Here is a 24,330-nt window from a genome sequence, read left to right on the forward strand (position 1 = left end):
CGTAAAACTCTTGGGAAGGCGGCTGACCACTACATAGCAGCCGTCGGCCGGAACGGCGGGGCGCCGGGGCACTGTGGCTCCGGCCAGCCGTTCCAAACCGGCTGAGCCACCGTTCGGGTGCCGTAGGCGGGCGTTACGGGTTCGAGTTCCGCGCCTGTGCTGCGGCACCAGCAGGAAAACATACGTCGGCCGCTCGTTGCCCCGAACCGGTGGTTTCAGCCGGATATTATAACCCTACCGGGTGCCGTCGGAAAGCATTCCTTCGGGTCATACGTTCGAATCGTATCAGTCGGGCTTACAGGCCTGGTTGTAGCTCAGATGGTAGAGCAGAAAGGCTTCGGCCGCCGCTTTTCACCAGTTGCCCCGGTAGTGTAGTTGTTTATTTCCAGCGTAGGTGCCGTAACCGGGCCATACTTCGCCATCCAATAGGTTCTGTCGCGGGTTCGACTCCCGAAGTCATGCTGCAAGGCGTGACGCCTGAAAATGGTAGGGCAGACCAGTTAGCCGGGTGCCTGTTGCCCTACGCCGAAAATCAAACAGGAAAGCGGGTGCCGTAGCCGGGCCATACTTCGGCTGTCCAGGTCGTGGGTTCGATTCCCGCCGGTAGCTGCCTCAGGGCAGTGGTCGTAGCTCAGTCAGGTAGAGCAGGATATAAGAGGCCTGGCGTCTGTTGCCCCGCACTTTCTTTACCTGGCCGGTGCCGTAGCGAAGCCCTACTTCGTTTAGGTTGATGGGGTCGTGGGGTCGCGGCCCACCTGCCGCAGGGCAGTAGCTCAGTTGGTTAGAGCACATATGGGCTTCGCAGCTTATTGCCCGGTCAGGTTCGTTTCAGGATGCCGAAAAGTGGCGTAAGAAAGTCATACTTCGGGCTGCAGTGGCCGAACAGGCCATTGTGGCAAAGCAGATTCTCTGGCTGGTTCCCTTTTCTGTGTCCTTTCTCAGCTCCGGATGCCGTAGGTCCGCGTTACTTCGACCTGTCTAGTCCCTTGGCCCTCTTCTGGGCCAGATGCGTGGGCCACCTGTTGCTCCGGAACCTAAGAAATAGTTGTTCATCAACCAATCTGCAGCGGCGTGGCCGTGGCAGTCTAACCCTTCTGTTCTCATGCCTGATCGAGCCAATCCAACCGGAACAATTCAATATTAGTCAATCAAAAAGACCACGTATATGGCCTCACAACTACGGGGCAACGACCTTCGCCAACTTGGATTTCCCGAAGGCCGTGCCATTGGCTTGGCGCTGGCTCAATTGCAGCGCAAGCATCTCAAAAAACTTTCACAAACCGACCAGCTCACGCTACTCAAAGACCTGTTGGATACCCCAACGAACTACCTCACACACCTCGACTGGAGCCATACAGCTGCTGCGCTGCTGCCCGCGCCCAGCCGGCACATTGCCCTGGCCGCCCGCAAAGACTACGCCGTGTTCGGGGCCGAATACATCGAGCAAGGCGCCATCCATCAGATGGAAACGGCCATGAAACTGCCCGTCACGGTGGCTGGGGCTCTTATGCCCGATGCCCACCACGGCTACGGCCTGCCCATCGGGGGCGTGCTGGCTACTGATAATGCCGTGATTCCCTACGCCGTGGGTGTGGACATCGGGTGCCGGATGGCGTTGTCGGTGTTTGCGTTGCCGCCCAAGCACCTAGAACAGCGGGTGCAGGAGCTACGCAAGCTGCTACTGGAGCATACTCGTTTCGGCAACAAGCAGGGTTTCCAGCGCGGCCAGAAACTAGACCATGCAGTGCTGGAGCGCGACGAATTCCGGGACATCGGGTTTCTGCGCAACAAGCAGGCTACTGCTGCCGAGCAGATTGGCACCTCCGGCGGCGGCAACCACTTCGTGGAGTGGGGCGTCGTCGACATCACCGACCCTTCAAACGAGTTGGGGGTGCCGGTGGGCCAATATCTGGGGCTACTTTCGCACTCCGGCTCCCGGGGGCTAGGCGCGAGTGTGGCTAACCACTACACCAAGCTCGCCAAAGATGTGTGCCAGCTGCCTGCCGAAGCGCAGCACCTGGCTTGGCTTTCCCTGGAAAGTGAGGCCGGGCAGGAATACTGGGCGGCTATGAACTTGGCCGGTGACTACGCTTCGGCTTGCCACCACCAGATTCATCAGCGGCTGGCTAAAGCCTTGGGCGAGCGTCCGTTGGCGAAAATGGAAAACCACCACAACTTTGCCTGGAAAGAGCACCTCGCCGACGGACGCAAAGTCATTGTGCACCGTAAGGGCGCTACGCCGGCCGGCAAAGGCGTGCTGGGTATCATTCCCGGCTCGATGACGGCTCCCGGCTTTATTGTGCGGGGGCGGGGTGAGGCGGCTTCGCTGTCGTCGGCTTCGCACGGGGCCGGCCGGGCTATGTCCCGGACTCGTGCCAAACTGGAGCTGGGCGAAGCCGAAGTCCGGCGCTACCTGCAGCAGCACCATATCGAGCTGATTGGCGGTGGCGTTGACGAAGCTCCGCAGGCCTACAAGGACATCCGGGCCGTGATGGCCAGCCAGACAGAACTGGTGGATGTGCTGGGCTCTTTCACGCCGCGTATTGTGCGCATGGAAGGTGGCTCCTGAACCACTACGACAAATAAAAAAGGCCCGAACTCTCGTTCGGGCCTTTTGCCTTTTACAATGCTGCACGGCGACGATGGCGAAAATGACTTAGTGCTCTGGAATGTCTACCGTTGTGAATCGTATTTTTCTTGGTGGAGTTCATCGCCGTATCAGGGCTGGAGCTGGTAGCCACCAGAATAGAGGAAGTAGTGAGCAATCCGCCGGCAAGTAGCAGCAGCGCTACGGCCGTAGTGGACAGAGACGGGGTGTGGGCATGTGGTTCCATACGAATGAAAATTCGTGGTGAGAAAACTACTCAATGGAACCTGAAGCAGGTGTGAGCTGCAGGTGTACTCGGAAAAAGGGCACGTACGGTAAAGCAGGTAGCGCTGTGTTGCGGCAGGCTACGGTGGTCTGCTTAGCAGATTTTACGCAGAAGCCATAGCGCATGGTTTGCGGGCAACAACCAATTCTACTCCCTCGCTTCTGTATGCATTGATTGTCAGGAGACTATTTTTACACAGAAGCCTGCCCCCGAGGCTTCGGAAGCAGGCTTGAGGGGAACGGTGGCAAATGGAGCGCTACCGACGACGGCGCTGGTCGCGGAGTTTTTTCAGGCCGAAACCAACCCCAGCCGCCAGCAGCAACGAAGCACCGCCATCAATGGGGACAGCCGTGGGCTGTTGCGGATCGGGCTCGGGGCCGCCGGAACCGGGGCCCTGGGCCTGTACCAAATTGGCTCCGCCAGCCAGCAGAAAAAGGCCGGCAGTAGCAAAACTCAGTCGGAGAAAAGAGGCAATGTTTTTCATATCAAGCTGAAATAGGCTAAAAGCAAGAAAGAGACAGACGGCGGCCAAACCCCGGCTGCCTTCAACGCAACCGGGGCCGGAAGACCGTTGGTTATTCAATCACGAGGCGTTTGTTGATGCTGCCTTCGGCAGTTTGCAGACGCAGCGTATATACTCCCTGCGATACTCCAGACAGAGAAATCGAGCGGGCCTGCGTCGTGCCAGCTGGCAGCGTAGTCCGCAGTACCGTCTGGCCCAGCGAGTTCAGCAGTTGCACCTCAGTGGCCTGGCGGGCCAAGGCGGCAGGAAGGCTGACGGAAACCGTGCTACGCGCCGGGTTCGGGAATACCGACACTTGTTGGCTGAGGGCTGCCGGAGCATTGGCCAGAATCCGTTGCTGGGTCAGGAGCAGCGTGAAGCGGCCAGTAGCGGTGCCTGCCGCAAGCTGGAAGCTGTATTCAGGCTGAGTTGCCAGATCTACCACAGTACCGGTCTGGGCGTCGCGGAGGTAGGCAAAGGTGCCGGCTGGCAGATTCTGCAGCTCCACGGCCCGCAGCGTGTGGGTGCCTGGCTGGCTGGCAGCTACGTGCAGCATAATAGTCCGGTCAGCAGTAGTCAGGTTCGGTAGGGCATTGATGGCAAGGCGCGTCGTGGCGTTCAGTTCGCTGGCCAATACGGGCGTGCTGCCGGCCAGGAGCTTATATGCATCCATTGTTGCATCGAATCCGGCAGTGGCATTCGGGTCGAAATACACTACGGTTTCATCAGCTGGTCCGGAAGCCGCCCGCAGGTCGAGGCGAACGAGCGGGCCGTTGATGGCCGTACCGCGCTGGAAGGTCGGGCTGGCATACGTCGTCAGGCGGGCCGCATTGGCAAAGGAAACTTGACCGTTGGTGCTGCCTGGTGTGCTCACTCGCACGAAGAACCCCTGGCCCGAGCCGATGATGTCCGTGCCACCGTTCGTGCCCGCGCCATTTGCTACATAGCTGGAATAGGTACCGGCATACGTACCTGTAGAGCGATACACATACACGGCAGCGTCTACGTTGGTACGGCCTACCAGGTCCCAGTCAATTGGGGAAGGATAGGGGTTGCCCAGCAGCTGCCAGCCCGACTCGGTCTGGGTGCCGCGCGACAGGCCGCTGGCCGTAACGGTGCCGTTGTTGAGCGTGCCCACGAAGTCCACGGTCTGCGAAGCCGGAATGTTTACGGTGTAGCCCCGGCCCACAACCAAGGGGCTGCCAGTGGAAGCAGGGGAGAAGAAGCCTTTGTCGAAATCCTGTGGCGCGGGGTTGCCGCTGGTAGTCACGCGGGTTTCATCGTAGCCGAACACCGTGGGGAACGGCGTAACGGCGCTAGGCACAGCGGCCGTATTATAGGCCGGATTCACAACCGGCGAGTAGCCGCTGGTAGCCAGGTCGGCCACGCTGGAACCAGACACCGGGGCGGAATAATGGCGGTAGCCGCTGCCGCTGTTCAGGCTGCCATCAATATAGCGCTGCACGGCGGCGTTGCCGTTCACTACGCCTCCGTTGTTCACTACATGGGCTGTGCCGGTAGCGTTGGAAAGCAGCGTTAGGTTGCCGTTGGAAGTCAGGTTGCCATTGAGCAGCAGCACGCGCTGCACTTGCACCGCACTGGCGGCCGTCACGCCCGCCGGGCCGGCTGTCAGGTTGTTGATGAAGGTAGTGCCTGTGCCGCCAATGGTTTGGGCAGCCGGACCGGTAAAGGCAATGGTGCCCGTGCCACTACCCAGCGTAGAGCCACCGTTGTTGGTGAAGTTGCCATTCACGGTGAGGGTGCCGCCATTGGCCGTTGTTAGGGTAGCACCCGAAGCCAGCGTCACGCTGTTAGCTTGCTGGGCGTTGCTCACCACTGGGTCATTAGCGACATTCGGAATAGTGACGTTGTCGGTAGCTGTAGGCACCTGCATGGGGCTCCAGTTGCCGGCTACGCCCCAGTCGGTGCTCACTGCTCCGGTCCAGGTCAGGCCCGAGAAGACAGGGGTGAGGAAGGCAGCGAGGCCAGTCAGGTTAGAGCCACTGCCGATACGGCCGGCCGAGGTGGCGGCTCCGCTGGACAAGTCCACGGTATACAGGTTGTCGGCGGTAGAGCCTGTAGGCGACGCAGATAAATAGGCCGTGTTTACCGGAGCCGCTGGGGTGGCCAGATCGGCGAAAATGTCGAATTCTGCTCCTGGATTTATGCTGATGCCCGTGCTTCCCTGGTCAACGTAAGTACCCGCGTTGGCATCAGTGGAGCGCAGCAGCACATTGCGCGCCTGGTCGTAGCCGTAAAGTGTGGTTCCGGTGGCGGCGTTGGTGTCATTGTTGGTGTACGCTACGCCGGACAGTGCAGGCGCACCGCTCGGGTTGCTCAGTGTCCCGTCCGTGATGTAGGTGGCGTCGTCCGGATTCATGCGCAGGTTGGCCTGGTTCGAGGCCGACGTGATGCGGATACGGTCCGGAACCGGGTTGAAGTCGAAGCCAATGTTGGCAGCAGAAGTGCCCAGCGCCAGCCCCTGCAGGCCCCCCACAGCACTCAGGGCGCCGGTCGTCAGGTTGAGGGTGTAGAGCTGGCCTTGCTGAAGCGCGGCATCGTAGCCCAGCGCATAGAGCATGCCATTTGCCGGCCGGAAGTCGCTGCCTACCAATACCTGCGAGCCATTGACCGGCAGACCGGTGATATTGACAGCAGTACGAATCACGCCGGGGTTGCCGGAGTCGAACGACACCAAGTTGCCACCGGCAATGCCGTAGAGCAACCGGCCACTGAGCCCCGCCGAAGCATCGGCGCCGTTCAGCACAGCCGCTACATCCCGCACCGGAATACCCAGTCCGATGGCGCCCACCAGTGTCGGATTGCCCGAGCCCAGGTCGAGGGAGTAGAGGTTGCTGGAGGCCTGGCCCCCAGGGTTTGCCGTCAGGAATGCCCGGTTTATAGAGCTGCCCCGGTCGAAGTAGATATCCAGGTCAACCAGCGCATTGCTGCTACTCAGTGTCAGGCCGGTGGTGTTGCCTACCGTGTTCAGAGTACCGGCATTCGGCGGGTTCTGAATCGCCAGAATGCTCAGGGCCTCGTCAATATCGTAGAGGGTGGTGCTGGTGCTGCCGGGGTAGCTATTGGTGTAGCCTACCGAGCCGATGCGCGGCGTGGCGGCCGCGTTCTGGTCGGTGGGGGCGTAGGTGAGCTGGCCGTCGGTGGCGGCCAGGGCGCCGTTGTTGGGGTTGAGGCGGAAGTCGGCGCGATTGGTGCTCACTACCCGGATACGGTCCACCGTCGGGTTGAAATCGAAGCCGATATTCTCGGTAGGGCCGCCCAGCTCCAGCCGGATAGCTGCTCCTAACGACGTGGCTACCCCCGTGCTCAGGTTGATGGAATATAGCTCCGAGTTAGCACCGGCAGTAGTGGCATCGTAGCCCATACCAATCAGCTGACCGGTATTGGGGCGAAAATCAGTGCCTACCAGCGTCTGGTTAGCTGTGATACCTGTAATGGCTACTGCCGAATTGATGTAGCCCGGCGTGCCCGAATAGAAGGAGAGCAGCGTGCTGTTGGTGCTAACCGCATAGAGGAGCTGGCCGCTCGGGGCAGGCGTAGTCCGTTCGATACCAAATGCAATGTCATCAATACCCACTCCTGCCTGACCCGTCATTAACACGGAGGCTGTGCCGGTTGCTAGGTCCAGGGTATAGAAGGTAGTGGTAGGGATACCGCCACTGGTGCGCGTAACAGTGAGAAGGGCCACCTGCGTACGGGTGGCCGGATCGGTGTAGATATCCAGGTCGGTCTGGTCGCCGGCTTGTAGCAGGTTGGTGCTGAAGCGGGTGATGGCCACGGGGGTAGCCAGGGTGCCGTCGTTAGGCGGGTTTTGGATATAGAGCGTCGAACGGCTTTCGTCGATATCGTAGAGAGTGGTGCTAGCCGTCCCGATGAAGCTATTGGTGTAAGCCGCAGTGCCCACGGCCGGCAGGCCGGTGCCGGCTCCGGTCCCGAACGCCAGCATGCCGTCCGTGGCGGCCAAGGCACCGTTGTTGGGGTTGAGGCGGTAATTGGCCCGGTTAGAGCTCGTCACCCGGATGCGGTCCACGGTCGGGTTGAAGTCGAAGCCGATGCCTTCGGTGCTTGTTCCCAAAGCCAGAGGCAGCGCGCCACCCACGGCGGTAGCGGCGCCAGTAGTTTTGTTGATAGTATACAGCTGAGCCGAGCCGGCACCATTGTAGCCTAGCGCAAATAGCTCGCCGGTGGCCGGCCGCGAGTCAAGTCCTACCAAGGTCTGGCCGGCCCCAACGCCCGTAATCGGTTGGAAAGTAGGCGTGCCTCCCCCGACGAAGGAGGATGTTGTGAGCAGGTTGCTGGTCCGGTTGAGGCCATACACAGTCTGGGCCTGTGCGCTCACGCTACTCAGTAGGCTCATGCCGATGGTCAGGCCCAGCAGGCTGCGGTTGAAGGGCGGAAATGGAGAACGTATGGGTGCTTTCATCACGAAGTATGTAGTGAAATGAACAAGGCCGACCCGCCTGGCAGTTGTACTATACTAATCCTAAACTGGGTCAGAGACACAAGCCATACGCTAGCTCAAGAATAAACGGATTGACAAAATGGGTTAAAAATTCATTAAAAATTATATTGTTATATAATTATGGCGCAGAGCAAACCTGCTTATTACTAATGCGTTTACGCCCGGTCAAATAGGAGTAGGGCACGTTGCGCAGGTTCTGTTAAATAGTATCCCTTGTACTCATCTGGCAGCACTACGGTCGGTTGTACAGTACTAAGTACCTGAGCCATAGGAGCAGCGCAGTAGCTGCGGTTGGTGTTGCGCTGCAAAGAGGAAATTGTACGGTCACCTTTTGCATTGCTGCGCGGAAAACCGGCGAGCCGTATTTGCTGGATGTGTAACTTCGCCGTGCAAATTCCAGGTAACTAATGATTCGTTTTGCTACCCGTTTAGCTTTATTCACGGTACTGGCAGGTATTGCCGGCTGCGAGAAACCCACACCTCCGCCACCCGCTGCTGAGGTTCCCACCTACACAATCAGTGTCTTTGCGGGCACCAACAGTTCCGGTGGCTTTGCCGATGGCACCGGTAGCCAGGCCGAGTTTAACAATCCGGAGGGGCTGGCCGTGGATGCCCAAAACAACGTGTACGTAGCGGATTTCCTGAATCACCGCATTCGGAAAATAAGCCCTGCGGGCGTAGTAACCACGCTGGCTGGTAGCGGACCAACAGGCACTCAGAACGGAGGCTATGCTGATGGTCTTGCTACAACTGCCCGGTTCAGCAGCCCGGCAGCCGTGGCCGTAGATGCGCAGGGCACGGTGTATGTAGCCGACTTCGGCAATGCCCGAATCCGCAAGATCAGTACGGCAGGTGTGGTGAGCACGCTGGCTGGCAGCGGCGTGCGGGGCGGGGCCGATGGGCCGGCTGCCGTGGCTCAGTTCGACTTGCCTACCGGCCTGGCCGTAGATGCGCAGGGCACCGTGTACGTAGCGGATGGCGGGAATTACCGGATTCGTAAAATCACGACGTCGGGCGTCGTCAGCACGCTCGCGGGTTCTGGCGTAGCCGGCTACGCCGACGGCACAGGAGCTGCCGCGCAGTTCCAGTATGTAACGGGGCTGGCGCTCGACGGGCAGGGCAATGTGTTTGTGGCTGACCTGCAGAACCATCGAATTCGCAAGGTGTCTCCGGCCGGTGTCGTGACTACGGTAGCGGGCAGTGGCACCAAAGGCTACACCGACGGTCCGGCGGCAGCCGCCCGCTTCAACGCTCCGGCCGGGGTAGCTGTGGATGCCGAAGGCACTATCTATGTAACGGACGGCGAAAACAACCGCATCCGCAAAATCAGTGCGGGTGGCGAAGTCAGCACAATTGCCGGCACCGGCGAATTGGGCTTTACCAACGGTTCGGGCAGCACTGCCCAGTTCATCCTGCCCTATGGTATTGCCTCCGATGCGCAAGGTACCCTCTATCTAACGCAGCAAGTCGGATCGTACATCCGCAAGGCAACGCGTGACTAGCGTGCTATAGCCTAGCTAACCAGCTTTCTGTTTGCCTGAGCCGGCCATCACCATGCAACACAACGTGCTTTCCCGGATACTCCTCACCCTGCTGGCCGCCGCGTGGTGCGCTGCAGCCCATGCCCAAACGCCTGCCAACCCTGTGCAGCCCTGGGGAACCTGGTTTATTGGCACGGTGCAACTGCCCGGCAATGCTACCCACAAGTTTGGGGGCTTCGCGGAAGTGCAAGCTCGGACCAATGGCCTGTTTAAACAGTATTTCTACAACGAGTTGAAAGCCGGGGGGAGCTACGATATCGACCCTAATTTCACGGTAACCATAGCCGGCGGGCGCTATTCAACTTCCGACTACCGTGACCTGGATGCGCCGCCCCTGAACACCGAAAAGCGACTCTGGGAACAACTCACCCTGACGCAGTACTCGAAGCGGCTGAAGCTGGAGCACCGCTACCGCATTGAGCAGCGTTGGTTCAATTTCCGCGACGACAGCACCGGATTCCGGCAGCGGTTTCGCTACCGCCTCAATGCGTTTCTGCCTCTCAACAATACAACTATATCGGCCGGTACGGTATTCCTGGCCGCTTACAATGAAATATTTCTGAATCCGAAAGGCCCAGTATTTGAGCGTAACCGCGTGTACGGAGGTGTTGGCTATCAGGTAAACTCGCACGTTGCTGTGCAGATTGGCTACGTCAACCAAGCCAACTACAACTACACGGCTCGGCAAGGGCAGTTTATCCTGCAGAATACCGCCGCCAAGAACAACATTGTAATGGCCTTCACCTACCGTATCATTCGCCCATCTACTACGCTACCTGCCGTTGAGAAACTGCCGTCGCAACAGGACTAGGCAGAGGACACTGGAATACTGAAACCCTGCGCCTGCAGACGCTTGTAGGTGGATTACGCGCTGCTCTTTTCCAGCACACGCACCTCGTCGCCCACGCGAAACATGCCTCCCTGCACGATGCGCGCCGTGAGGCCGCCGTGCCCACGCATGGCATTGTAGCCGCCGGGCCCCAGTTCTTCTTCCATTCTTGAACAGGGGTGGCACTCCCCCGTTATTTCCAGAACCACCTCCGCCCCGATTTGTATCTGACGGTTTTTTAGAGCCAATAAATTCAGGCCGCTGATGGCCACATTGCGGCGCAGACGGCCCGGAGCCAGGGGCATAGCCAGGCCTAAAAATCCGGCAACGGCGGCCAGGTGTTCATGTTGGATCAGCGTAATTTGGCGCTTGCCGCCGGGTTTGGGCCGAGCATGGTCGCCGGTCAGGTGGCGGTCTGTTTCGGCAGTGGCTTCTTCTACCGTTAGAAGTTGTTCCCGCCGGGCAGGGCGCAGGCCAATCCACTCCACCCGGCCGGTCTGGGGTAGAGTAGAGAGCAGCCGGGCAATAGTCGATTTGTCGTCGCCGAAAAAAGGAAAAGGCATAGTAGAGGAGGAGATAAGGCGCGCTTGTGTCTACTGCCTGCGCATACGGATGGTTGCTGCATGCCTACAGCGGGCTGTATAGGAGACCCAATGAGCTACCACTGCCTCAAGCCAGTCCGCTTAGGCCTCACGTCGTTTGTTGCGTCTGGCACTGAGAAAACCTCAGAACTAAATAAGGCAGGTTGCTAACCTCAAACGGGTTTCCGGCGTATTGGTGCAGGTTGCCGGCTTACTCAAGCCAGCACCTTTCCACCGATTTTTTTGCTCCTCCAGACCATGGCTAAAGCTCCTGCCAAGAAACCCGCTGCCGCCTCCAAAGCCCCGGTAGCTTCCTCCAAAACTCCTGCTGCCCGTAAAACCGCAGCGCCTGCCGCTTCCAATGGCCATTCTGCTCCCAGCGTGCAGCCTGTCCTGAATCAGCAGTTTCACGCTCCGGCACCCCTGCAGAAGTACGGCACTGTGTCGCAGCGCCTCCCCATTGGCCTCGATGAAAAGACCCGCCAACAGAGCGTAACCAACCTCAACCAACTGCTGGCCGATACCATCACGCTACGCGACCTGTACAAGAAACACCACTGGCAGGTAGTAGGCCCCACATTTTATCAGCTGCATCTGCTCTACGACAAGCACTACGAAGAGCAAAGCGCGCTGGTAGACACCATTGCTGAACGAATCCAGATTCTGGGCGGCGTAGCCGTTGCTATGGCCCATGATGTTGCCGAGCTGACCAGCATTCCACGGCCGCCCCGCGACCGGGAAGAGGCTCCAATTCAGGTAGGCCGTCTGCTGGAAGCCCACCAGATAATCCTCAAGAATGCCCACAAATTCGCCAAAGAAGCCGATGACTCCGGCGACGATGGCACGAATGACTTGGCCGTGAGCGACGTAATGCGCCTCAATGAATTGCAGGTTTGGTTCGTTTCAGAGCATGTAGTAGATACGCCACTAGCCCGCGCTGAATAATCCCACTCGAGACCTACAGGCACACAAAAAGCCGGTCCTGTTTCCTTCGCTGGAAGCAGGACCGGCTTTTTGTAGCTAGGAGCTAGCTAATGGGGCTTGTGACGCGCGGCCCGCTTACTCACATGGTTTTCCTCCGCTTCTTCCACGCTGTGGGTACGGCCTAGGTCACGGTCAAGCGCCGCTTTTTCAGCCAGAATATCGAAGTACCGGTGCAATACATGGATTTCTTCTTCTGAGAAGTCCTGCGCATTTATCAGGCGGTTGCTGGCTCCTTTGTGGGCTGCCAACAGCTCGTTGAGCTTGAGGTGAAGCACCAGGGAATCTTTGTTCTGCGCGCGCTGAATCAAGAAAACCATCAAAAAGGTAATGATGGTAGTGCCCGTATTGATAATCAGCTGCCACGTTTCGGAATAGTGAAACACAGGCCCGGTAAGGGCCCAGAGCAACACGATGCCTAGCGCTAGACAGAAGACAAGTGTAGAGCCTGCCCACGCTGTAATACGTTCAGCGAAGCGGGCAAATAAGTTAGAGCGGGCAGAATCTGTGGGCAGAAAAGGTACCATACGACAGGAAGGAAGAAGAATAAACAGTGAGTTGCGGCGCTACCACTCGAAATATATTGACCTCATTCTGAACGCTGGATGAGGTGGTTTGGAGCTGAGCCTGAGCTTACAAGCACTAGCGGCCTTGTCATTGGTAGCAAAACGCCACAAAAAATACCTTCGGAGGCTTGCACCGCCCAACCAGAGTCCCTACTTTTGCCCTCGCTTTACCACCTCAGTAAAGCCGAAAGCTTTGTCTTTCGCTAGTGAAACAGGAGTGCTTGCCGTCTCTGCGCACGTGGTGAAACTGGTAGACACGCCATCTTGAGGGGGTGGTGCCTTCGGGTGTGGGAGTTCGAATCTCCCCGCGCGCACTCTAAACCAAAAACAGCCTACTGTAGCCCTGCTGCAGTAGGCTGTTTTTTTATGCCACCGTTCAGCGGTGAACATATACCCAGTCCGCTAATGAATTAGCCTACCCGCTCAAATGGGTTGGCGGGCACAACCAACACCACCTTCTCGCGCTCTACCAGCACTTGGCCGGGCAGTGCACCCTTGGGCTTACGGACAAATTTCTTGGGCGTGACGGTCACCGGACAAAGGGAGTCGTTCTGGCGGCGCGAGTACCAGGCAGCCAGTTGCGCCGCCCGCTCTATCACCGGTTCTGGCACTGGCTGGCCGGCCCGATGCCGCACTACCACATGAGAACCGCTTACATCTTTGGCGTGCAGCCACAGGTCGTCTTTGTGGGCATAGCGCTGCGTAAGCAAGTCGTTGTTCTGGGCGTTGCGTCCCACCAGAATTGTGAAGCCACTATCCTCAAATACCTTGAAAGGAAGCTCCTGCGAGGCTTTGGCTTTGGTTTCTGGCTCCAGTTGGTGCTGCTTGCGCCACTGGCGCAGGATACGAAGGTCCAGGGGCAATGCAGCAAGCTCTTCCAGCCGCTCCAAGCACCAGAAAGCTTCCGTTTCGCGCCGCTCTGCACGCTCTGCCAACTGCCTGGTTTCTATCTGTTGGTTCTTGGCCTTGCGGTATAAATTCTGGGCGGTGCGTTGCGGCGTTTCGGTAGGCTTCAGCTTGATCAGGCGCGGCTGGTTGTCCTGGTAAAAGTCCACAACCTCAACCTGCGTAGCTCCGGCCGGAATCTGGCTCAGATAGGCCATAATGAGGTCAGCAGTCTGGCGGTAACCGGCAGTGTGTTCCAGCGCATGCAAGCGGGTGCGGGCCATACCTGCACTGGTAGCTGCCTCTTCGGCTCGGCGCTCTAGCGTTTGGCGAAGCTGCCGTAGTTCTAGCTCGTAGGCCCGGCGGCTGAGGGCTAGCGGAACAAACGCCCGGAGTGCTGCAATGGCATCCGCGGGAAGAGTACGTACTATTTCGCCAAGAGGTAGCAGGCTCAGTCGGGTGCGGCCTTCCAGCGTAATAATAAATAGCTCCTCAGGATTCTCCAGTCGCTTAATAAGCTCTTGTATCTGCTGTTCCTTGGCCTCGGGTGGGGCAGCGTCATAGCCATGGGTACGCAGGTAGCGGGCGGGCAGGTCAGAAAGAGCCGGGTAGCGTTTGAGCGGATTAGTGGCGCTATCGGGCGCTACGGCTTGGGGCAGCGCGGGTTCGGTAGGCTGCTCGGTGGCCAGTGGCCGGATATCGGCATCAGGCGTATAGCGCTGATGAAACAGCTCAGCCGCCCCATCATCGGTGAGGCGGAAAATGGCGTTGGGGCGGGAGCTATATAGCTTGAAAAGCAGCGTCGCGCCGCTCCGGAATCGGAATTGCAGCACCCGGTCCTGAGGCAGCACGACTACCTGCTGCACCTGCTGTCCCAACAGGTCAGGCATTAGGTCCACGGAATTAGCACGGGCCCGGTGAAAAGTTTCGGGCAATGCCAGCGCCGGAAAGGCGGCCGAAAGCTGGGCTTTTAGCCAGAACTCCGCCGTACCGTTGGTGAGGCCAATCACCAACTCGTCCTTCTCCTGCGAAAAGCACGTCACTACTTGGTAGCCGGCCAGTTGCTGCGTGAGAGCTGGGGCGAGCAGGCGCAGAAAGTAGTAGTTAGTGTGCATGGGTAAGCAAAGAAAACGAAAGCAGTATATAGGCCAATGCAACCAAGTTTATAGGGAGTTGCTCCTACGTGCAGAACTATCTCGCATCCATGTTATGAAAAACTACTTACTGCTTATGTCTGTTGGCTTGGGCCTGCTCGCCTGCCAGAAATCAGACCAAGACGCGGTTGCGTCGCCTAAGGCTATTTCAACTGCCTTCGGACAGGATTTCACCCTGGCCTACCAGCAGTCGGCGCACTTGCCTTCTACCCAGCAGCCCGAGTTAACCATAAACGTAGCGGATATTAAGTACACCTACTGTCCGCCAGTTTCCTGCTCTAATAATCCTTCGTTGACCTGCCTAGTCGGTACCTACGTGTATCCAGTGCTGTCCATTATGGATGCAGCAGGCCGTACGCAGCAGGTGCAGCTTCCGGCAAACCAACCAGCCGCTACCACTCCGGCTTGGCTCGATACAACCAGCGTGCGAGCAAATGGCCGGCGCTATTTGCTGCATTATGTGAATTGGCAGTTGAATACCTGTAACCCCCAGCGCGAGGATATAGCGGTAACGCTACGCGTCACGAGCCCTTTGTAGGTGCTAGTTGCTAGTAGTTTAGTTTACCTCTAGTCGCAGCCCATCATACGCCAGCCGGATAAAGTCCGGCAGAGTGGCTTCCACGTCGCGGTGGCGGCCCAGCAGATGGCTGATGTGCGTGAGGTAGGCGCGGCGCGGGGCCAGTTCTTCCAGTACAGCCACTGCCTCCGACAGCGAAAAGTGCGAAATGTGCTTTTCGTGGCGCAGCGCATTCAGCACCACCACGTCGGAGCCTCGCATCTGGTCCAGCGCGGCCGAGGAAAGGTGGTTGGCATCCGTCACGTAGCTGAAATTGCCGACACGGAAGCCCAGCACCGGCAGCTTGTAATGCAGCGCCCGGATGGGCTGAAATGCTACTCCCTGCACATCGAACTGCTCGGTGTCGCTGAGGATGGGCACAGTTTGTACCTGGGGCACGCCCGGGTACTTGTGCTCAGCAAAGATATAGGCATACTCGCGCTTCAGCTGCTCCAGCACCCGCGGCTCGGCGTACACGGGCATGTCCTGCTGCTGCTTGAAGTTGTAGGCCCGGATATCATCCATGCCGGCTGTGTGGTCTTTGTGCTCGTGCGTGAAGACCAGTGCATCCAAGTGGTCGACATGCTCACGCAGGACCTGCTGCCGGAAGTCAGGACCCGAGTCGATGATAATGCTCTTGCCCTGCGTCTGCACGTGCACCGACACCCGCAGGCGCTTGTCGCGGTAGTCGAGAGAGCGGCATACCGCACAATGGCACCCAATCACGGGCACGCCCTGCGACGTGCCCGTGCCGAGGAAAGTAACAGTCATTAATGTGCTGATTGGTTGCTATGCTGATGTGCTGATGAAGGTAGACTACTGAGGTTCTTCAATCAGCACATCAGCACATTATTTCATCATCACGTTACCCAACATACTGTTTTACTACGCGTACCAAAGCGTCGAAGTCGAGGGGTTTGGGCAGGTAGTCCGTCACGCCGGCCTCCCGAAACTGCTCCATGGAGTAGTTGTTGGCATTGCCCGTGATGGCAATAATCGGAATGTGCGAAATCCGCTCGTCCTTATGGGCGCGAATTTCACGGGTGCACTCCATGCCATCCTTCACCGGAATGTTGATGTCCATCAGGACGCAGTCAATCGGCTGGCTTTCTACCTGCTTGATGACTTCACCACCATTCTTGGCCGAAACGATGCGGTACTTCTGCAACTCGAGAATCTTTTTGGTCAGGTTCAGGATAACAGAACTGTCTTCGGCAATCAATATTGTTTTCGCGTCGCTCATGGGAGAGAAAGAAGAAGAGTAGGTTGGGAGGGCGAATGAGACAGGCTGGGTCGCCGGACAGCTCGGTTAGGAGTCGCCGGTTACGGAAGGGTATAGAATCTTAAACTGAGCGAAATAACGCAACAAATTCTGGAAATTCTGCTCTATGTTGCCAAAGTGCCCTAGTTTCAGTTCATGCTCCAGCAGCTTGGCACATTCTGCCAGCTCTGTGAGGCCTAAAGTGAAGCCGGTACCCTTTAGCTGGTGCAAATGTGGTAAAATCTGTTCGTACTGTCCGCTTCGTACCAGAGTTTCGGCTTCTTCGAGCAGTTGGCCGGCTTCCATTTCAAAGTCCTGATAGAGTTGGGCGGCAAATTCGCCGCCACCCAGCTGGCGAAGCTGCTCCAGAACTTCGGCGTCAATAACCAGCGGCGGCAGAGCGCCTTCGGTTGTAGAAGTGGTGGCTGCAGCAACTGCCGCCGCGGGCTCCGGCAGAGCGGGCGCAGGCGGCTTGGGTGCCTCCAGCGGGCCGGCCATTACCCACCGCCGCAATACGGCGTGCAGGTCCTGGCTTTTCACCGGCTTCGACACGTAGTCGTCCATGCCTTCATTTACAAACCGCTCAGCATCCTCTTTCATGGAGTACGCCGTCATGGCCACGATAGGGGGTGTGGCCTTGCCCAAGCGCCGCCGGATTTCGTGCATGGCCGTGAGGCCATCCATTTCCGGCATCTGAATGTCCATGAAAATTAAGTCGAAGACGGCATTGGGTGCAGTAGCTTTGCTGATGGCCTCAAACCCATTGTCGGCCATGGCAATGTCGCAGCCGAGCTTGTCGAGCAGGCGAGTGGCTACCTTCTGGTTGATGGGGTTGTCATCGACGAGCAGCACCCGCGGGGCCACATCAAAGCGGCTGATATCGGAAGCCCGCTCCCGCGACGCCAGCCGCTCCTGCACAATCTCCTCCTCATTGTAGGCAGCGCGGCAGCGAAGGGTAAACCAGAATGTACTACCGTCGCCTTCGTTGGAAAATACCCCGATTTCTCCGCCCAGCAGCTCGGCCAGCTGCTTGCTGATGGCCAGGCCCAAGCCTGTGCCCCCAAACGACTTGGTCGGCGTGGTGTCCAGCTGGGTGAAGTTGGTGAACAGCAGCTTGGCATTGTCTTCTGAGATGCCGATACCCGAGTCCTGCACGGCAATCCGCAGCGTGTAGTCGTCACCTTCCCGCGTCATCGTCGAAACAACGATGCTGACCGTGCCCTGCGCCGTGAATTTGATGGCATTGGAGGTCAGGTTGCTCAGCACCTGTAGCAGGCGCGTTTCGTCCGTGATGATGAAGCGCGGCGTGTTAGGCGCAATATGGTAGGTGAAGGTGAGGTGTTTCTGCTGGGCCCGGTTGGCAAACAGGGAGTGAATCTTATCGAGGGTGTAATGCAGGTCCATGCCTTCCTCGTTGAGCTGGAGCTTGCCCGCCTGGATTTTCGACAGATCCAGAATATCGTTGAGAATAGCCAGCAGCGCATCCGACGATTTACGCAGCGTATCCACGTACTCTTCCTGCTCCTCCGATGAGACGGTTTGGTGCAGCAGGTCAATCATGCCAATGATGCCATTCATGGGCGTGCGCAGTTCGTGGCTCATGTTGGCCAAGAACAGGGTTTTGGCCTCCAGTGCCGTTTCGGCAGCATCTTTGGCCCGGCGTAGGTCGTCCTGCATCTGTTTTAGGCCCGTAATGTCGCGCCCGATACCTTCCGTGCCCATACCGCCTTCTACCGACCGCGCATTTACGAGCACACTTACTGAGTGCCCATCACTGTGGCGCATGGCAATTTCGAAGTTGCGCGCCTCGCCATACTTCTGCACGCTCTTAATCAGTGCTTCGCGCTCCGTCGGATACACGTAATAGTCACCGATGTAGTGGCCCGTTACTTCCTCGGGCGTGTAGCCCAGCATATCCTGCACCGAGGGACTCACCAGCGTCAGCTTGCCGGTGCCATCGGTGCGGTAGTACACATCCTGAAACGATTCGAAAATGGCCCGGAACTTCTCTTCCTGTGCCGCCAGCTCCAGCTGCCCGCGCTTCTTTTCGGTGATGTCGTGGGCAATACCCGAAATTTCCTCAAACGAGCCATCATCAAGGTAAATCGGGTTAAGGAAGATTTCGCGCCACGAATCCATGCCGCGGGCATCGCGCAGGCGCACCTCGAAGCGCTGCGGGTGGCCCTGAAAGGCTTTGCGGTAGTTGTCGACGAACAGGTCCCGCGCATCCTCTTCCATCATGGCCAGGTCGGCCTGGAACAGGTTGACGTTGGGAGTCGGATACACCCCGTTGCGGCGCAGGAAATACGCGGCGTAATTGCGGTTGAAGCTGGTGAGGCGGGAGTGCGTATCCACGCTCCACATCAAGTGGGAGCCGCTCTCGAAAATGGCGTTCAGGCGGGCGTTCTGCTTCTGAATTTGAACCTCGTTGCGCTTGCGCTCAATAGCCAACGCCACCTGGTTGGAAATAAAGTGCAGAATTTCCAGATCGGTAGGCGCATAAGCGTCGGCCTTGTAGTAGTCCTGCACGGCAATCACGCCGATAATCCGTTCCCCTATACTGAGCGGTGAGCACAGCATTACTTCCGGCATCAGCCCATAGGCCGTGATGGTGCCGTTGCTGATAAGCTCCTGTAACTCGTGGCGCAGCATGTACTGCGGCCGCCCGGTCCGGATAATGTACTCCGACATACCCGACGAGAATGGCCGCGACACGGCCCCTACTTCGCCCTGCGTGTTCTGGTCGACGAAGTAGGCGAACTGCAGCTGGGTGCGCGCCTCGTCGCAGAGGGCAATGTAGAAGTTGTTGGTTTCGATGATCTTGCTCAGTTCCCGATGAATGGCCCCGTAGAGCGAGTGCAAATCCTTGGAGCTGATGGCCAGGTTGGCAATGCTGTAGTACACTTTCTGCAGTCGCTCGGCCTTGATACGGTCCGTAATGTCGTGCAGAATGGCGCGGGTGCTCACCGGCTCGTCGTCCTGCCAGGAGCAGGAAATGGAGCCGATGAGATGGACGGGTTTGCCGGTTTTGGTGAGGAACACCGTTTCCAGCTTGTTCACTTTCTCCCCCTTATACAGGTTGCGCAACTGGTAGAGCAGCTTGGCCTTGTAGTAGGGGTGCACCACGTCGGAAAGGGTGAGGTGGGGCAGGTCTTCGTCCTCGTAACCTAGCTTTTCCTTCCAGGCTTTGTTCACAAACAGCAGCCGGTTATCAATGCTCAGATTCTGAATCAGGTCGTGGGCATTGTCGAGGAAATCCTGTAGACGGTTGCGGTTGTCGGTAAGGGCACGGGCTGCTACATGGCGCTCCGTAAAGTCGCGCCCAACTACCAACAGGCCTGTAATCTGCCCATCGGGGCCATATGCAAACTCGGCGTGCCAATACACCATGCGCGACTGTCCGCTTTTGGTGATGAGGGCCCGCTCGTAGAAATCGTGCAGACGCTCTTCCCGAATACAGTTCAGGTAGGACTGCTGCCGCACTTCCCGCTCCGCCGGGGGCGAAAACAACTCGTGGTACTGCTTGCCAATAACTTCAGGTCGGGTATATTCAGTGAATTCCAGAAAGAAGTCGTTCACGTCCAGGATGATACCTTCACGGTCGGCCAGCACATAGCTGAGTGTGGTGCGCGAAAGAAGGTCGCGTAGCTGCCGCTGCGTGGTGTCGATTACCAGTTTCTGGTTTTGCAGCTGCTGATTATGAGTGGTTTGTGTCGAGTCGCGCAGGATAAGTTGCACGCGCACCACGCCTTCGGGCAGCACAAGGCGGTGCAGTGTAACCCAAGCCGTGAGAGGACTATGGTCTGGGTAGCGGCCGTACCACCAGCGCGAGGCCGGCTCGCCGGTGCGGGCCGTGTGTTGCACGGCTTCGCGCAGTAGCTCCTCGCTAGACCAGTATTCCTGATGGGTGGATGCCGCCGCCGGTACCGCCAGCGCCATAAGGCCAGTAGCACGCAGGCTAGCACAGGTAGTGCCTAACAGGCGCTGCGCGGTGTGGTTGCAGTCGGTGAGGTTACCCTGCTCGTCATAGAGAAGCTGGGCGTCATAGGCCTCCTCGAACAGGGCACGGTATAAATCTGTCGGCGGGGCCAGAGCGGAAGTGGCCAGCGGGGCAGCGGATTGCGACATCGGGGAAGACAATGGCCAGCGGTAGTGGAGGTGCAAAGTAACTAGCGCCGGTGCCAGGTTTAACCGTTAAATTTGTCGAAAATATCCCAAACCCCCGTGCTTTTCGTGTCGGCCTTTTCTGGCTGGCCTGCCCGGTTCCCCCTATGTCCGCACCGCGCCTGCTCTTCACCGTCACAACGGACCTGAACTACGACCAGCGCATGCAACGCATTTGTGGCTCGCTGGCCCGGGCTGGCTACGATGTACTGCTGATAGGGCGGGAGTGGAGCACCTCGCGGCCCCTCACGCCGCAGCCCTATGGGCAGCACCGACTGCGCTGCCACTTTCAGCGCGGTAAGCTGTTTTATCTGGAGTTTAATCTGCGCCTGCTGCTATACCTACTGGGCCAGCGCGCGGCAGCCTGGTGCGCCATCGACTTGGATACGGCCCTGCCCATGTGGCTGCGGGCGCGGCTGGGCGGCCAGCCGCTGGTGTACGATGCGCACGAACTGTTTACGGAGGTGCCCGAAGTAGTAGCGCGGCCGGCTATACAACGCATCTGGCGTAGAATAGAACAGTTTGTTGTGCCGCGGGCTCAGCTGGCTTATACCGTGGGGCCAGCCCTGGCGAAGGTGTTTGAGAGCCGCTACGGCCGCCCATTTGCAGTCATCCGCAATATCAGTCGGCTGCAGCACAACACCTTGCCACCAGCACCCGCTGCTGCACCAGCCTCGGGCTATATTCTGTACCAAGGCGCCCTCAACGCTGGCCGGGGTCTGGAAGCGCTGCTGGCTGCCATGCCGCAGGTAGCGGGCCGGCTGGTTATCTGTGGCGAAGGCGACCTGTCGGCGGAACTGCGGGCGCAGGCTGCCGCACTGGGGCTACTGGAAAGCGGGCAGGTAGAATTCCGGGGCTTTGTGCTGCCGGATGAGCTGCGCGAAGTGACGCGTCAAGCTGCTCTAGGGCTGAATCTGCTGGAGAATCTGGGACTGAGCTACTATTATTCGCTGGCCAACAAATTCTTCGACTACCTGCACGCCGGCATCCCGCAGGTAGTGGTGGATTTCCCCGAGTATCGTGCCCTCAACGACGAGTACGCCGTGGCCGACCTGGTGGCTGACCTGCAACCAGCTACGTTGGCAGCGGCTCTCAACCGCCTGCTGCGCGATGAGCCCGCCCACTACCAAGAGCTAGCCGAAAATTGCCGCCGTGCCCGCCCGCTCCTAAGCTGGCAGCATGAGGAAAAGCGGCTTCTCGCACTGTATGTCGCACTGGTTGGCGCACCGCATCCCGTTTCTGTATGAGCATTCTTTCTGACCTGATAACTTCCCTCGGGCCTGAGCTACATAGTGGGCAGCCGACGCTGCTGGTAGTAGCGGGCCCCACGGCTGTAGGCAAAACGGCCCTGAGTGTGCAGCTGGCGCAGCACTTCCAGACCGAAATAGTTTCGGCTGACTCGCGGCAATTCTTCCGGGAGATGAGTATCGGGACGGCCAAGCCCACGCCGGAGGAAATGCAGGGTGTGCCGCACCATTTTGTCAATTCGCACACTATTAGCGAAGACTACAGCGCCGGCCGCTTCGAAACCGACTGTCTGCAGGTGCTCGACGGGCTGTTTCAGCGCCATCCGGTGGTCATCCTTACCGGCGGTTCGGGCCTGTACCTGCAGGCCGTAACGGACGGCCTCGACGAGCTGCCACCTGCCGACCCCGCTATCAGGGTGCAGCTGCAGCAGGAGTTGGCCGAGTTTGGGCTGGAGCATCTGGTAGCCGAACTAGCCCGTCTCGACCCGGTGGCTTATGCCCGTATTGATAAGCAAAACCACCAACGGGTAGTGCGGGCTGTAGAGGTGTGCCGCGCCACCGGACAGCCCTTCAGCAGCTTTCATACGGGCCGGAGTGCGGTGGCTCGTCCGTTTCGGGTTGTTAAGGTGGCCCTCAGCCGCGAACGAGAAGAGCTGTATGAGCGGATCAACTACCGCGTGGACCAGATGCTGGAGGCAGGACTGCTGGCGGAGGTGGAAGCGCTGCTGCCGTACCAGCACCACAATGCTCTGCAAACGGTAGGCTATCAGGAAATCTTTGGCTTTCTCGATGGCCTCTACGATTGGCCCGAAGCCGTGCGTCTGCTCAAGCGCAACACCCGCCATTACGCCAAGCGCCAGCTTACCTGGTTGCGCCGGGATAGTGAGTACCGCTGGATCGATTTATGGTAAGCAGAAAACAGGAACGTCATGCTGTGCGGCACCGAAGCGTCTTTACCGACCAAGCAATAATTACTTCCCGGTAGAGACGCTTCGGTGCCGCACAGCATGAGGGCCGGATATATTCTCCTTCTGATTCTAAACCGATAGGATTTCCACCATCCGCATGAAGCTCTGGTTGATGAGCTTCTTCTTGTTGATGGTGTCTGTGAAGGGCGTATACACGAGTTTTCGGTCTACGATGCCGGCCATAACGTTGCGCATGCCGTTCAGTAGGCCTTCCACGGCGGCAATGCCAATCTGGGAGGCAAGGAGCCGGTCGGCGGCCGATGGGGCCCCACCGCGCTGGATGTGGCCGATAATGGTCACGCGGGTATCGAGTTCCGGAATGGCTTCCTTCACGCGTTGCGCCACGGTGTGGGCGTTGCCTTCTTCCTCGCCCTCAGCCACCACCACAATAAACGAGGTTTTGGAGCGGCGCCAGCTACTTTTCAAGGACTCAATCACCGCTTCCGTCGACATCTGCGTTTCCGGAATCATCACAATTTCGGCACCGCCGCCAATGGCGCAGGGCATGGCAATATAGCCGGAGTCGCGGCCCATTACTTCCACGAAGAAACACCGGTCGTGCGAGTCAGCCGTGTCCCGAATCTTGTCAATGGCCTCCAATGCCGTATTTACAGCCGTGTCGTAGCCGATGGTATAGTCGGTGCCGTAGAGGTCGTTGTCGATGGTACCGGGGGCACCTACCGTCGGAATTCCGAACTCCTGCTCGAAGAGGGAAGCACCTGTGAATGTGCCGTTGCCACCGATGGCAACGAGGCCTTCGATGCCATTGTTAACAAGCTGATCGAAAGCTTGCTGGCGACCTTCCTTGGTCAGGAATTTCTGGCTGCGTGCCGATTTGAGGATGGTGCCACCCTTCTGGATGGTATTGGCTACCGAGGCTGAGTCGAGGCGAACAAATTCGCCTTTGATCATGCCGCTGAACCCGCGCATGATACCATAAACCTCAATGCCGTGGTAAACGGCCGTACGCACGACGGCCCGGACGCAGGCGTTCATGCCGGGTGCATCGCCGCCGCTGGTGAAAACTGCTATACGCTTCATCATACTGCTTCTCGAAAGTCATTCCTGCACTCACCTGGAGTACGGAACTGGCAAAGGTGGCAAATCAATGCCGAAAACCCGCTTATTTCTGCTTGCCAGGCGAAATTTTGGAGGGGAAGACTAGCTGTTTTTTTTGGGTGTACGTAAGCAGACCTGTTGGAAACCAGCACTCAGACGAGTAACTTCCCCTTTCGGCCTTGTGCCGAGCCGCTTTCTCGTTCTTTTTCCGCTCCCTACTCCGTGCCCACCTATGTTTGGTTTTTTTGAAAACGAGCAGACCCGCAAAATCAGGAGTCACATCCAGAACCTGGCGGCGCTAGCTAAGGCAGATGGCCATCTGGACGAGCGGGAAATGAGCTTTATCGTAGCAGTGGGCAAGAAAAACGGCATGCGGGCCGACGAAATCCGCAACATTGTGGCCAGTAGTAGCACCAACCGCTTAGTAGTGCCCGACAATGACTCAGAGCGGTTCGACCAGATTTTTGATATGGTGGACATGATGCTGGCCGACGGCGTAGTGGACGACAGCGAAATGAACTTCTGCACCGTTATGGCTGAAAAGCTAGGCTTCCGCAAGGACGTAGTAAATCTGCTGGTGAAGCAGATTTCGCAAGGCGTGAAAGACGGAATGGACCGGGAAACTATCAAGTCCGAAACGCAGCCATTTCTTAAGAGCATCAGGCAATAGCCAGCAACGG

The 24,330-nt window shown here is 58.2% G+C and carries 18 protein-coding genes and 1 tRNA gene; 9 read left to right on the plus strand and 10 right to left on the minus strand.

Translation table 11 applies throughout. The annotated features are described in order from the left end of the window. Positions 1-612: 612 nt before the first annotated feature. Positions 613-792: a hypothetical protein gene (locus H4317_RS07740; RefSeq protein WP_185889553.1), complete on the minus strand. Its 180-nt coding sequence runs from the start codon at positions 790-792 to the stop codon at positions 613-615. A gap of 373 nt (positions 793-1,165) precedes the next feature. Here H4317_RS07740 and H4317_RS07745 point away from each other — a divergent pair, with 373 nt between their 5' ends. Next, positions 1,166-2,569 carry an RtcB family protein gene (locus H4317_RS07745; protein WP_185889554.1) on the plus strand — a complete coding sequence of 468 codons (1,404 nt, stop codon included), beginning with the start codon at positions 1,166-1,168 and terminating at the stop codon, positions 2,567-2,569. Between the two features lie 560 nt (positions 2,570-3,129). Here H4317_RS07745 and H4317_RS07750 read toward each other — a convergent pair. Further along, positions 3,130-3,357: a PID-CTERM protein-sorting domain-containing protein gene (locus H4317_RS07750; RefSeq protein ID WP_185890107.1), complete on the minus strand. Its 228-nt coding sequence runs from the start codon at positions 3,355-3,357 to the stop codon at positions 3,130-3,132. A 91-nt stretch (positions 3,358-3,448) separates the two neighbouring features. Continuing rightward, complete coding sequence (locus tag H4317_RS07755) at positions 3,449-7,819, minus strand: DUF4394 domain-containing protein (RefSeq protein WP_185889555.1); 4,371 nt, start codon at positions 7,817-7,819, stop codon at positions 3,449-3,451. Between the two features lie 446 nt (positions 7,820-8,265). On the opposite strand from H4317_RS07755, the gene H4317_RS07760 reads away from it, so the two are divergent. Together H4317_RS07760 and H4317_RS07765 are read left to right on the plus strand one after the other, a co-directional pair. Continuing rightward, complete coding sequence (locus H4317_RS07760; protein ID WP_185889556.1) at positions 8,266-9,360, plus strand: NHL repeat-containing protein; 1,095 nt, start codon at positions 8,266-8,268, stop codon at positions 9,358-9,360. 52 nt (positions 9,361-9,412) lie between these two features. Beyond that, positions 9,413-10,210: a DUF2490 domain-containing protein gene (locus tag H4317_RS07765; RefSeq protein ID WP_185889557.1), complete on the plus strand. Its 798-nt coding sequence runs from the start codon at positions 9,413-9,415 to the stop codon at positions 10,208-10,210. Positions 10,211-10,263: 53 nt separating this feature from the next. On the opposite strand, the gene H4317_RS07770 is transcribed toward H4317_RS07765, so the two are convergent. Further along, positions 10,264-10,791: an MOSC domain-containing protein gene (locus tag H4317_RS07770; RefSeq protein WP_185889558.1), complete on the minus strand. Its 528-nt coding sequence runs from the start codon at positions 10,789-10,791 to the stop codon at positions 10,264-10,266. A 276-nt stretch (positions 10,792-11,067) separates the two neighbouring features. Here H4317_RS07770 and H4317_RS07775 point away from each other — a divergent pair, with 276 nt between their 5' ends. Next, a complete protein-coding gene (locus H4317_RS07775; RefSeq protein ID WP_185889559.1) occupies positions 11,068-11,754 on the plus strand; it encodes a Dps family protein in 687 nt (228 codons plus the stop codon). Between the two features lie 86 nt (positions 11,755-11,840). Here the strand turns inward: H4317_RS07775 and H4317_RS07780 are convergent, their stop codons facing one another. Beyond that, a complete protein-coding gene (locus H4317_RS07780; protein ID WP_185889560.1) occupies positions 11,841-12,317 on the minus strand; it encodes a low affinity iron permease family protein in 477 nt (158 codons plus the stop codon). Positions 12,318-12,588: 271 nt separating this feature from the next. Between H4317_RS07780 and H4317_RS07785 the strand changes: the two genes are divergently transcribed. After that, a tRNA-Leu gene (locus H4317_RS07785) sits at positions 12,589-12,670 on the plus strand. Positions 12,671-12,766: 96 nt separating this feature from the next. On the opposite strand, the gene H4317_RS07790 is transcribed toward H4317_RS07785, so the two are convergent. After that, a complete protein-coding gene (locus tag H4317_RS07790; RefSeq protein ID WP_185889561.1) occupies positions 12,767-14,356 on the minus strand; it encodes an NFACT RNA binding domain-containing protein in 1,590 nt (529 codons plus the stop codon). A gap of 94 nt (positions 14,357-14,450) precedes the next feature. Here H4317_RS07790 and H4317_RS07795 point away from each other — a divergent pair, with 94 nt between their 5' ends. Beyond that, positions 14,451-14,933, plus strand: coding sequence for a hypothetical protein (locus H4317_RS07795; RefSeq protein WP_185889562.1), 483 nt, complete (start codon positions 14,451-14,453; stop codon positions 14,931-14,933). A gap of 18 nt (positions 14,934-14,951) precedes the next feature. Here H4317_RS07795 and H4317_RS07800 read toward each other — a convergent pair whose 3' ends face one another. The 3 genes from H4317_RS07800 to H4317_RS07810 all read right to left on the minus strand — a co-directional run bounded on the left by H4317_RS07800 (position 14,952) and on the right by H4317_RS07810 (position 20,340). Continuing rightward, on the minus strand, positions 14,952-15,722 hold the full coding sequence (locus H4317_RS07800) for an MBL fold metallo-hydrolase (RefSeq protein ID WP_185889563.1): 771 nt from the start codon (positions 15,720-15,722) through the stop codon (positions 14,952-14,954). Between the two features lie 94 nt (positions 15,723-15,816). Next, positions 15,817-16,194, minus strand: coding sequence for a response regulator (locus H4317_RS07805; protein WP_185889564.1), 378 nt, complete (start codon positions 16,192-16,194; stop codon positions 15,817-15,819). A 66-nt stretch (positions 16,195-16,260) separates the two neighbouring features. Then, positions 16,261-20,340, minus strand: a complete 4,080-nt coding sequence (locus tag H4317_RS07810) for a PAS domain S-box protein (protein WP_185889565.1) — start codon at positions 20,338-20,340, stop codon at positions 16,261-16,263. A gap of 143 nt (positions 20,341-20,483) precedes the next feature. Here H4317_RS07810 and H4317_RS07815 point away from each other — a divergent pair, with 143 nt between their 5' ends. Together H4317_RS07815 and miaA are read left to right on the plus strand one after the other, a co-directional pair. Further along, positions 20,484-21,623 carry a glycosyltransferase gene (locus tag H4317_RS07815; RefSeq protein ID WP_221899188.1) on the plus strand — a complete coding sequence of 380 codons (1,140 nt, stop codon included), beginning with the start codon at positions 20,484-20,486 and terminating at the stop codon, positions 21,621-21,623. Beyond that, a complete protein-coding gene (gene miaA / locus H4317_RS07820) occupies positions 21,620-22,534 on the plus strand; it encodes a tRNA (adenosine(37)-N6)-dimethylallyltransferase MiaA (RefSeq protein ID WP_185889566.1) in 915 nt (304 codons plus the stop codon). The genes H4317_RS07815 and miaA overlap by 4 nt, the downstream gene beginning before the upstream one ends. Before the next feature lie 126 nt (positions 22,535-22,660). On the opposite strand, the gene pfkA is transcribed toward miaA, so the two are convergent. Continuing rightward, on the minus strand, positions 22,661-23,632 hold the full coding sequence (pfkA, locus tag H4317_RS07825; protein WP_185889977.1) for a 6-phosphofructokinase: 972 nt from the start codon (positions 23,630-23,632) through the stop codon (positions 22,661-22,663). A 250-nt stretch (positions 23,633-23,882) separates the two neighbouring features. Between pfkA and H4317_RS07830 the strand changes: the two genes are divergently transcribed. Continuing rightward, on the plus strand, positions 23,883-24,320 hold the full coding sequence (locus tag H4317_RS07830; protein WP_185889567.1) for a tellurite resistance TerB family protein: 438 nt from the start codon (positions 23,883-23,885) through the stop codon (positions 24,318-24,320). The last annotated feature ends 10 nt before the right edge of the window (positions 24,321-24,330 follow it).

Source organism: Hymenobacter sediminicola (assembly GCF_014250515.1).
Lineage (GTDB): Bacteria > Bacteroidota > Bacteroidia > Cytophagales > Hymenobacteraceae > Hymenobacter > Hymenobacter sediminicola.